This window comes from Streptomyces durocortorensis (genome assembly GCF_016901035.1).
GTDB classification, from domain to species: Bacteria; Actinomycetota; Actinomycetes; order Streptomycetales; family Streptomycetaceae; genus Streptomyces; species Streptomyces durocortorensis.
Genome location: NZ_JAFEUF010000018.1, coordinates 18254 through 28400, shown reverse-complemented (window position 1 = coordinate 28400; position 10147 = coordinate 18254). Strand labels below are relative to the sequence as shown.

11 protein-coding genes and 2 pseudogenes are annotated in these 10147 nt (G+C 73.0%); 8 read left to right on the top strand and 5 right to left on the bottom strand.

The features are described from left to right. Positions 1-175 precede the first annotated feature (175 nt). The 3 genes and pseudogenes from JS521_RS06300 to JS521_RS37455 form a co-directional block, all read right to left on the bottom strand. Positions 176-860, bottom strand: a pseudogene (locus tag JS521_RS06300) (winged helix-turn-helix domain-containing protein). Positions 861-1220: 360 nt separating this feature from the next. Next, complete coding sequence (gene glnII / locus JS521_RS06295; protein ID WP_205081728.1) at positions 1221-2255, bottom strand: glutamine synthetase; 1035 nt, start codon at positions 2253-2255, stop codon at positions 1221-1223. A 303-nt stretch (positions 2256-2558) separates the two neighbouring features. Next, a pseudogene (locus tag JS521_RS37455) lies at positions 2559-2852 on the bottom strand (hypothetical protein); the annotation flags it as partial. On the opposite strand from JS521_RS37455, the gene JS521_RS06290 reads away from it, so the two are divergent. Beyond that, positions 2818-3732: a Gfo/Idh/MocA family protein gene (locus tag JS521_RS06290; protein ID WP_205081727.1), complete on the top strand. Its 915-nt coding sequence runs from the start codon at positions 2818-2820 to the stop codon at positions 3730-3732. The pseudogene JS521_RS37455 and the gene JS521_RS06290 sit on opposite strands and share 35 nt — an antisense overlap. Here the strand turns inward: JS521_RS06290 and pdxR are convergent. Further along, the gene (pdxR, locus tag JS521_RS06285; protein ID WP_205081752.1) at positions 3689-5179 is read right to left on the bottom strand and encodes a MocR-like pyridoxine biosynthesis transcription factor PdxR; all 1491 of its coding nucleotides are present in this window, start codon (positions 5177-5179) and stop codon (positions 3689-3691) included. The genes JS521_RS06290 and pdxR overlap by 44 nt on opposite strands. A gap of 50 nt (positions 5180-5229) precedes the next feature. Here pdxR and JS521_RS06280 point away from each other — a divergent pair, with 50 nt between their 5' ends. Next, positions 5230-5760 carry a carboxymuconolactone decarboxylase family protein gene (locus tag JS521_RS06280; RefSeq protein ID WP_205081726.1) on the top strand — a complete coding sequence of 177 codons (531 nt, stop codon included), beginning with the start codon at positions 5230-5232 and terminating at the stop codon, positions 5758-5760. Positions 5761-5823: 63 nt separating this feature from the next. Here the strand turns inward: JS521_RS06280 and JS521_RS06275 are convergent, their stop codons facing one another. Further along, positions 5824-6189, bottom strand: coding sequence for an ArsC/Spx/MgsR family protein (locus JS521_RS06275; protein WP_010057736.1), 366 nt, complete (start codon positions 6187-6189; stop codon positions 5824-5826). A gap of 119 nt (positions 6190-6308) precedes the next feature. On the opposite strand from JS521_RS06275, the gene JS521_RS06270 reads away from it, so the two are divergent. From JS521_RS06270 to JS521_RS06245, 6 genes are all read left to right on the top strand, one after another. Further along, entirely contained in the window at positions 6309-6614 is a 306-nt protein-coding gene (locus tag JS521_RS06270; protein ID WP_030718660.1) for a hypothetical protein, read from the top strand. A gap of 133 nt (positions 6615-6747) precedes the next feature. Beyond that, entirely contained in the window at positions 6748-7221 is a 474-nt protein-coding gene (locus tag JS521_RS06265; protein WP_205081725.1) for a hypothetical protein, read from the top strand. A gap of 34 nt (positions 7222-7255) precedes the next feature. Continuing rightward, positions 7256-8083 (top strand): M55 family metallopeptidase, encoded by an 828-nt coding sequence (locus JS521_RS06260; protein WP_205081724.1) that lies wholly within the window; start codon positions 7256-7258, stop codon positions 8081-8083. Positions 8084-8138: 55 nt separating this feature from the next. After that, complete coding sequence (cpt, locus tag JS521_RS06255) at positions 8139-8672, top strand: chloramphenicol phosphotransferase CPT (RefSeq protein ID WP_205081723.1); 534 nt, start codon at positions 8139-8141, stop codon at positions 8670-8672. A gap of 68 nt (positions 8673-8740) precedes the next feature. Further along, positions 8741-9307 (top strand): GNAT family N-acetyltransferase, encoded by a 567-nt coding sequence (locus JS521_RS06250; protein ID WP_205081722.1) that lies wholly within the window; start codon positions 8741-8743, stop codon positions 9305-9307. 335 nt (positions 9308-9642) lie between these two features. After that, positions 9643-10020, top strand: coding sequence for a cupin domain-containing protein (locus JS521_RS06245; RefSeq protein WP_205081721.1), 378 nt, complete (start codon positions 9643-9645; stop codon positions 10018-10020). Positions 10021-10147: the final 127 nt, after the last annotated feature.

The following is a 10147-nucleotide window of genomic DNA, read 5'->3' as shown; positions in this document are numbered from 1 at the left end:
CCCGCAGCTTCGACCTGGCGGGCCGCGGGGCCTTCACCCCGCACAAGCGCGGGCGCCCCGCCTACCCCGCCCACCAAGCCGCCGACGCCCCCCCCCCCCCCCCCCCCCCCCCCCCCCCCCCCCCCCGCGCCCCCCCCCCCCGGACGTTCGTCATGTGCGGGGCCGAACCGGCCGGTCAGGGCGTGTACTTGTACCCGACCCGCCGGACCGTCTGGATCGAACGCCGGTACTCAGCGCCCAACTTGCGGCGCAGCCGGGCGACATGGACGTCGACGGTGCGCCCGTCGCCGACATGCCCGTAACCCCACACCGTCGTCACCAACTGGTCGCGGGTGTGCACCCGGTGCGGGTGCGCCACCAGATGGGCCAGCAGCTCGAACTCCAGATACGTGAGGTCGAGGGCGACCCCGTCGACCGAGGCCGTACGCCGGGTGGCGTCGACCCGGACCGGACCGGCGGACGGCACCCCCTCGGCAACGACGGCAGCGGCGTCGGCGGCCGCGTCGGGCACCGGCCGCTGGGACGTCGGCGTGCCGCCGGCCCGGAGCGGAGCCCCGGAAACGGCCCCCGCGAACGCGGGCTGCTGGTCGGCCGGCACGAGCACCAGGTAACCGATCATCGGCGGCTGGCCGGGCAGCGTGGGCAGGGTGTGCGGCGGGGCCGGCAGCCAGGTGGCCCCCGGCGGCAGGAAGCCCGCCACCTCGGCCGGGGCCGCGACCTCGTCGCGGTCGACCGCCCGCAGCCGGTGCCGGTTCGGGTGGGCGGGAAGGGACGGAACGGGCGGTGGGGTGGGCCGCAGCGGGCGCCGGGGACGCCGCGGTGGCGGCGGACGCGGCGGAGAAGGTACGGGTGTTCGCCATGAGGGTCAGCTCTTTCGCGCGAGGAGTCGTCAGGGACGGACTTACGTCGTACGCGCGGACCGAAGGCCGGGGTGAGCGGCTTTAGTGGGCCTGCGCGTTCCACGCGCGGCAACACACCCGGTCGAAATCATGGTGCTGACGGGACGGCCAGAACGGTTCGAGGTCGCTGCGACCCGACGCGATGTACTGGAAGCTGGCCATGTGCTCCATTGAAGCAGACATTGCGGCCATGCATCAGACTCCTCTCACCCGTCGATACGGACCCTTCGCGTCACGTTCCTCACGCCCGGCCCGCACCACACGTGCCGGAGGGGGGGGGCGGCTAACCGGGGGGCCCCTCACGCAGGACCGGCGTGGGGATCAGACCTGGTCGGCCTTCTCCAGCGCGGTGCAGCAGGTGTCGACGATCAGCCGCGTGACGACGTACGGGTCGACGTTGGCGTTCGGACGGCGGTCCTCGATGTAACCCTTCTGGTCCTGCTCGACCTGCCACGGGATACGGACCGAGGCGCCGCGGTTGGAGACGCCGTAGCTGTACTCGTTCCACGGGGCGGTCTCGTGCAGACCGGTCAGCCGGTCGTCGATGCCCGCGCCGTAGTTCTTCACGTGGTCCAGCGGCTTGGAGCCCTCGCCCAGCGACTCGCACGCGGTGATGATCGCGTCGTAGCCCTCGCGCATCGCCTTGGTCGAGAAGTTGGTGTGCGCGCCCGCGCCGTTCCAGTCGCCCTTGACCGGCTTCGGGTCCAGGGTGGCGGAGACGTTGAAGTCCTCGGCGGTGCGGTAGAGCAGCCAACGGGCCACCCACAGCTGGTCGGAGACCTCCAGCGGGGACAGCGGGCCCACCTGGAACTCCCACTGGCCCGGCATGACCTCGGCGTTGATGCCGGAGATCCCGAGCCCGGCGGCCAGGCAGTTGTCGAGGTGCTTCTCCACGACCTCGCGGCCGAAGATCTCGTCCGCGCCGACCCCGCAGTAGTAGCCGCCCTGCGCGGCCGGGAAGCCGCCCTCGGGGAAGCCGAGCGGCCGGTGGCCGTCGAAGAAGGTGTACTCCTGCTCGATGCCGAAGATCGGGGCCTGGCCCGCGAACTGCTCGGCGACCGGACGCAGCGCGGCCCGGGTGTTGGACTCGTGCGGCGTCATGTCGATGTTGAAGACCTCGCACAGGACGAGGACGTCGCCGCCGCCGCGGATCGGGTCCGGACAGGTGAAGACGGGCTTCAGCACCCGGTCGGACGCGTGGCCCTCGGCCTGGTTGGTGCTGGAACCGTCGAATCCCCAGATGGGCAGATCCGCCACGTCACCCGACGGCGTGCCGTCCATGATCTTCGTCTTGGAGCGAAGCTTGGCGGTCGGCGCGGTGCCGTCTATCCAGATGTACTCAGCCTTGAACGTCACGGACGCCATCCTTTGCGGGTGCAGCGGTCTATGCAGCGCAGCGTGGCAAGACGCGATTTCCCGACCGTTGCCCGGATGTGAACCCCGTGTTACCGAGGTTTCCTGCGGTTTTCCGTAGGACTGGGGAGCCTCGCCGACGCTCGGAGACTGCGTGTCACAGGCTGCTCCTGAGCAGCGCCGAGAACCCGGCCGCCCGCATCCGGCGCACCAGTTCCTCCCGGCTCGACCCCAGCGCGGCGGCCGCCCGGTCCGGTACACCCGCTCGAACGCGTACGAGGTGTCCAGCAGCTCCCGCGCGAACAGGGTGCCGTGCGCCTCGGCCCAGGCCCGCTCCTGCGCCCGCGCGGCCGACCGCAGCTGCCCGAGGTCCCGGATGTGCTCCGCGCCCCCGATCCGCACCGGAGTGTCGGCCACCGGAGCCCCGTACAGTCCCGCGGCCGGCCCCGGAAACGTCGCGGGCGAGGGCGGCCCCGCGCCACCGCATTCGGTGCCGCCCTCGGGCGGTCCGGTTCGCGCGCGGCCCTGTGCCCGACCGCCCGCCGCACCCACCGCACTGGCACGTATGACGACTGCGGACACCACGCCTCCTCTGCGCATCGGCCTCCTCGGCACCGGCCCCTGGGCCCGTATCACCCAGGCCCCCGCCCTCGCCGCCCACCCCGGCGTCGAGCTGAGCGGGGTGTGGGGCCGCAGGACCGAGGCGGCGGAGACCCTCGCCGCCGCCCACGGCACCCGTGCGTACACCGGTGAGGAGGGCATCGACGCGCTCCTGGAGGCGAGCGACGCGGTGGCCTTCGCGCTGCCGCCGGACGTCCAGGCCCCGCTCGCGGTCCGGGCGGCGGAGGCGGGCCGCCACCTGCTGATGGACAAGCCGGTCGCCACGACGGTCGCCGGGGCCCGCGCGGTGGTCGAGGCGGCGGAGAAGTCAGGGGTGGCCTCGGTCGTCTTCTGCACGCTGCGCTTCGCACCCGAGACCGCGGCCTGGATCGCCGAACAGGCCGCTGTGGAGGGGTGGTTCACGGCCCGGGCCCAGTGGCTGGGCTCGCTCTACGCCGCCGGTTCCACCAGCGAGTACGCGGACTCCCCGTGGCGACGCGAGAAGGGCGGCCTGTGGGACGTCGGCCCGCACGCGCTGTCCGTGCTGATCCCGGTCCTGGGCGACGTCGAGCACCTGACCGCCGCCGGGGGACCGGCCGGCACCACGCACCTGATCCTGCGCCACACCTCCGGTGCGTCCAGCACGGTGACCCTGGGGCTGGGCGCCCCGCCCGGCGCGGCGGGCGTCGAGATCGAGTTCCGGGGCGAGCGGGGTACGGCGTCGATCCCGGGCTGGGACGGCGCGGAGACCGCGTTCCGGGGCGCGGTGGACGCCCTGGCCGAAGCGGTACGTACGGGGGTGCCGCACGCCTGCGACGCGCGCTTCGGCCTCCACCTCACGGAGCTGCTGGCGGCGGCGGAGACGCAGGCGCGGGCGTAGCCGCAGGCGGGCCGCCCGGCGGCAGCGAGCGGCACAGGGCGTCGAGCGCCTCCGGGTAGGCGGCTTCGGCGGGGGTCGCGTACCCGACGACGAGCCCGTCCCGGTGGGGGACGAGGGAGGCGGCGGTACCGGTGGAACGGGAGGGGGACTCCGCACCCGGGTGCAGATAGTCGCCCAGGCCCTCCACCGCGAGCCCCTGCCAGGCCGCCGCCCGGACCGCCGAACGCTCGGTGCAGGGCGGCAGCTCCAGCACCGCGTGCAGCCCCGCCGCGATCCCGGTGACCCGGACGTGCGGGGCCCGCGCGTGCAGGGCCGCCACCAACTGGTCCCGGCGGCGGCGGTGGCGCTGCCGCATCCGGCGTACCTGCTTGTCGTACGCGCCCGACTCGACGAAGTCCGCGAGCGTCAACTGCTCGGTGGCGCTGGAGAACTGCTCCCGCTCGCCCTTGGCCGCGACGACAGGGCCGACGAGCCGCTGGGGCAGCACCATCCACCCGATCCGCAAGGCAGGCGAAAGACTCTTGCTCACCGAGCCCACCAACACGACATGCTCGGGATCGAGCCCCTGGACGGCCCCCACGGGCTGCCGGTCGTAGCGGAACTCCCCGTCGTAGTCGTCCTCGACGACGAGGCCGCCGGTGGCCCGGGCCCAGTCGACGACGGCCGCCCGCCGCGCGGGGTGCAGCGGCCCGCCGGTGGGGAACTGGTGGGCGGGCGTGAGGAGTACGGCCCGGTCGTGGCGGGTGAGCCCGTCGACCCGGGCGCCGTCCTCGTCCACGCCGAGCGGCCGGGTGCCCACCCCGTGGGAGGCGAGCAGCTCACGGTGGAAGGGCAGCCCGTACTCCTCCGCCGCCCACGGACCGCCGACGACGTCCGCGAGCAGCCGCAGCCCGTGCGCGGCCCCCGAACACAGGACGATCCGCTCCGGCGAGGCCCGCACCCCGCGCACCCGGGCCAGATAGCCGGCCAGTGCCCGCCGCAGCTCGGGCCGCCCGTGCGGATCACCGGGCCCGAACGCGTCGTCGGGGGCGGCGGCCAGCGCCCTCCGGGCCGAGGCCAGCCAGGCGGTGCGCGGGAACACCGAGGGATCGGGCTGCCCCTGGACCAGGTCATGGACCGGGCGGGCGACGCGCTCGGGGGTGCGCGGCCGGTGGACGGGGGTGACCGGGACGGCCCGCTCGGCGACCCGCGTCCCCGACCCCTGGCGGGCGGCGAGCCACCCCTCCGCGACCAGCTCCGCGTACGCGTCGGCGACGGTGTTGCGGGCGAGACCCAGGTCGGCGGCGAGGGAACGGTAGGGCGGCAGCCGGGTGCCCGGGGCGAGCCGCCCGCTGCGCACGGCCTCACGCAGAGCATCCATCAGCAGGGCCCGGCGATTCCCGGTGCCGGAGAGTTCCAGAGGCAGATCGCTGCCCAGGATCTCCGCCGAATTGACCCATGAATTCACCACAGAAATGCACCCCGTACCCAGTCGCCCGTCGCCCTAGATTCGTACCCATGACGACGACGGAGATCAAGACGAACGACCGCACGACCGCCCCGGCCACCACCGTCCGGACCAACACGACCACAGCCACGCCCACGGCCCGGCTGGACTTCGCGAAGACCGCCCCGAAGGTCTTCCGGGCCGTGATCGGCCTGGATGCGGCGGCCCGCGCGGGCCTGGACCCGACCCTGGTCGAACTGGTCCAGATCCGCGCCTCGCACCTGAACCGGTGCGCGTACTGCCTGCACATGCACACCACGGACGCACGCAAGGCGGGCGAGAGCGAGGACCGCCTGCACATGGTCGCGGTGTGGCAGGAGGCGGAACACTTCTTCACGGACCGGGAACGGTCCGCCCTGGCCCTGACGGACGCGGTCACCCGGATCGGCGACGCGGGGGTGCCGGACGAGGTCTACGACCGGGCGGCGGCCCACTTCCCCGAGGAGGAGCTGGTCCACCTGCTGGCCCTGATCTTCACGATCAACACCTGGAACCGCATCGCCCTGTCCACGGCGAAGCGCGCGGGGACGGACGAACGCTGAGCCTGCCCGGCACGCGCCGGCCCCGGGGGCTCACAAGAGCCGGATGGTCAACGGCCCTCGGCCTCAGGCACCACGCCCCAGCGCGTCCCGCACGGCCTCCTCGCTCCGCGCCACCACGGCGGTGCCGTCCTCGGCCGTGATGATCGGCCGCTGGATCAGCTTCGGATGCTCGGACAGCGCGACGATCCACCGCTCCCGCGAACCGGCCTCCCGCGGCCAGTCCTTGAGACCCAGCTCCTTCGCCGCCGCCTCCTGCGTCCGCGTGATGTCCCACGGCTCCAGACCGAGCCGGTCCAGCACGGCCCGGATCTCCTCGGGCGACGGCACGTCCTCCAGATAGCGGCGGACGGTGTAATCGGCCCCTTCGGCATCCAGCAGAGTCACCGCGCTGCGGCACTTGGAACAGGCGGGATTGATCCAGATCTCCATGGGGCCAAGGTTACGCGAGGGACTGCCGAAAGCGCCTCTGAACAGGGGCGATTGTCAGTGGGGGGCAGTAAAATGGAGGGAGTTCGTGAGGGTTCCACCACGCTGCCAGGAGGATGCCGATGGCCGTCGCCACAGTCACGACCGAGCCGCTCGACCGACAGCTCCCGATGCCCTTCCACCCGCCGCTCCCCACGCCGCCCGCGAAGAAGCGGCTGCCCGCCGGCCGCCCCCGCGAGTGGTACGTCTCCCACAACCGCCGCCTCAAGGCCATGCGCCTGGCCATCGCCCTGCTCGACAGCGGGGTCTACCAGCCCTCCAGCGCCGGCAACCACCGGATACGGATCACCGCCGAGCGCCTGGGCATCCACCCGCCGTCCGACACCACCTGCCGCATGGTCCGCGCCCTGATCCGCTACGGCCGCTGACCGCACCGCTCACCGACCGCTCCACCGGCGCCCCCCGCCCCTCTGCATCCGGCCGGGGGCACCGGCACGCCGTCGGCCGCCGTACGGCACCATGGCCCCGACCGAACAGGGGAACGGGCGGCGGGACTTCACCATGGCTGCCGATCTGTGGACGTCGGTCGTCTCGCTCTCGGGTGTGGCGCTGGGCGGCGGACTGACCGCCCTCGCCCAACGCGCCACACAACGCTCGGCGGAACGCGCGGAGGAACGTCGCCAGATCGCGGCCACCACGGAGAGCCGCAGGGCCGAACAGATAGACGTACTGAAAGAGTTCGTCTCCTGCGCCCAGGCCGCGGAACGGGCCGCCTACCGCCGCCCCGACCCGTGGGGCGACGACCAGGACGGCTGGATGACGCAGACGGGCCCGGTCGTGACCGCACTGTGGACCGCGTCCGGCAATGTCACGCTCCTGTGCGACGAGGCCCTGCGCGAGCCGGTGAGGACGTACGGCCACGCGCTGAACGCCGCCGTGTGGCGCGACATCGGGGACGTCGAGGTCAACGAGCACCTGGAGGAGGCCGAGACGGCGTTCATGGACGCGGCACGGGCGAGCCTCGCAGGCGCCTGACCAGCAGAACGACGGCAGGTAGGATCCCAGCCCCATGAAGGCACTCATCTCGGTCGACATGGAAGGCATCTCGGGGATCGTCCACTCCTCCGAGACGAACCCCGAGCGTTACGACTACCAGCGCGGCCGGGAGCTGATGACGGCCGAGGCGAACGCGGTGATCGAGGGCGTCCTGGACGCCGAGCCTACGGCCGACGTCCTGGTCGCGGACGCGCACGGCACCTTCCGCAACCTCCTCCCGGAGCAACTCGACCGCCGCGCCCGCCTGGTGCGGGGCAAGCCGCGCGCCCTGAACATGCTGGCCGGGCTCGACGAGGAGACCGACGCGGCGCTGTTCGTCGGCTACCACGTCCGCGCGGGCGAGGGCCCGGGCGTGCTGGCGCACACGATGAACGGCGAGATCCTCGACGTACGGGTGACCGGCCGACCCCTGGGCGAGATCGGGCTCAACGCCGCCATGGCCGGCCACCTCGGCGTACCGGTCGTCCTGCTCAGCGGCGACGACGCGGCCTGCGCCGAGGCGGCCGACCTGATCCCCGAGGCGGTCACCGTCCCGGTCAAGGAGGCCCTGGGCATGGCGGCCGCTGTGACCCTGCACCCGGAGGAGGCCCGGGACCGGCTGCGCCGGGCGGCGGCGGACGCGGTGAGCCGCCGCACGGAGATCCCCCCGCTGGCCCTCACCGGCCCGCTGGACGTGGAGGTCGACCTCGCGAGCCCGCACACGATCGACCTCGCGACCCTGGTCCCGGGTGTCTCACGCACTGCGGGCGCCCGGACGGTCGCCTTCACGGCCCCCGACTACGGGACGGCGTACCGCCTGATCCTGCTGCTGGCGCAGCTCGCCACGATCAGGCCGGCGTAGGCGTAGGCCCCGAAAACGCCTCGAACACCGCACGCCTTGCCTCTACCGTGTCCGGATGACCATCCAGGTGATCGTGCTGAACGGCGGCTCCAGCTCCGGCAAGTCCGGCATCGTCCGCTGCCTCCAGGCGGAGCTGCCGACCCCGTGGCTCGCCGCCGCGATCGACACCTTCGTGGACTCCCTGCCCGTGTCCCTGAGGTCGGCAGGCGAAGGCATCGAGTTCGCCGAGGGCGGAGGCGTGACCATCGGCGAGGAGTTCCGGAAGCTGGAGGCGGCCTGGCGCGAGGGAGTCGCCGCGATGGCCAGGGCAGGGGCGCGGGTCATCATCGACGACGTGTTCCTGGGCGGCCCCGCCTCGCAGGAACCATGGCGGAAGGCGCTGACAGGCCTGCACGTCCTGTGGGTGGGCGTCCGGTGCGCGAGCGAGGTGGCCGAGGCCCGCGAGATCGCCCGGGGTGACCGCCCGAGGGGCATGGCCGCGGCACAGGCGGAGAAGGTGCACCGAGGGGTGTCGTACGACCTGGAAGTGGACACGACACACATGGAGTCCCTGGCCTGCGCGAGGACGATCGCGGCCCAAGCAACCTGACTGACCGACTGACCGACTGACCGACGGACCGACCTGCCCCTGCACCCCTCACACCTGGCTGGAGCGAGATGACCGACCTGTGGACCGGCGAGCGAGTACGCCTGCGGGGCATAGAACCCCAGGACTGGGAGGGCTTCCGGGCCCTGGCCCTGCACACCGTGGACGCCCGCAACGCCGACGTGGTCGAGCCCCCGCGCTCGGACGAGAGCTTCCGCGCCTGGGTCACCGAACGCGCGGCCCGCACCCCGAACCCGTCCTCGTACCAACTGGTCATCGAGACCCGCTTCGAGCACGCCTTCGTCGGCGCGGTGTCGGTGGGCGAGACGGACGCAAGGGCGGGCCGCTTCCGCACGGGCATCGAGGTCACCCGCGAACACCGCCGCCAGGGCTACGCGGCCGAGGCCACCGAGCTGGTCCTCACCTACATGTTCGCCGAACAGCGCTGCCACAAGTGCGAGGTGGAGGTCTACGCCTTCAACGACGCCTCCCTGGCCCTCTACCGCAAACTCGGCTTCGTGGAGGAGGGCCGCCTGCGCCAGCACGAGTTCTTCGCGGGCGCGCACCACGACGTGGTCCTGCTGGGCATCACGGCGGACGAGTACTGGGCGGGGAGGGCACGGCCGCTGCTGCGGTGAGGACGTGCCCACACCCCGCCGTGCGGACCCTTGGCAGTGGGTGAGGCTGGGCGTCCACGCTGCCGGACCGGCGCGCTCGTCGGCGGCAGGAGTTGTCAGGCCGACTACAAGCTCACCGAAGCGGGCAGCTGGATAGTGATCGCCGCGAACGTGAAGGACAACGCGGAGTATCAGTTCCACTTCCGGAGCGACGCCAGGTCGACGGGCCAGTACGCCTCCTGAGCGGGCCAAGTTGTCCGGCCGGCCGTCGCCCGCCGAGACGGGCGCCATCGAGCTCGGGCGCCCGTCCCGTTCACCCACCACGTGGTGCTCCGGCGCTGCTAGCGTTCCCCCACGTGAATGACACCGTGTACGTGGGCAACGCGGGCAAGGACGCGGGGCTGGACCGAGGATGGCTCCTCGGGCATTTCAAAGACGTCGGAGACCCGCGCCACAGCGAGGCCGTGGAGATCAAATGGGGCGTCCACCCTCGTGCCGACAGGCGAGCGCAGTGGGTGAGGGGCGAGGAACGCACGGCTCTCCTGGTCCTCATCAGTGGCCGCTTCCGCGTCGAACTGCCGGACCGTGAAGTCCTGCTGGAAGAGCAGGGCGACTACGTCGTGTGGGGGCGCGGAGTCGATCACTCATGGTTCGCGGAGGAGGAGTCGGTGGTCCTGACGGTCCGCTGGCCGTCCGTGCCGGGCTATGCGGTGCCGGAGAAGGATCGGGCGTAACTCGGCAGCCCGCCCGGAGACCGTACGGCCGGGGGGGGGGGGGGGGGGGGGGGGGGGGCGGGGCGGGGGGGGGGGGGGGGGGGCGGCGGGGGGGGCGCGGGGGGCGGGGCGGGGCCGGCGCTGGAGG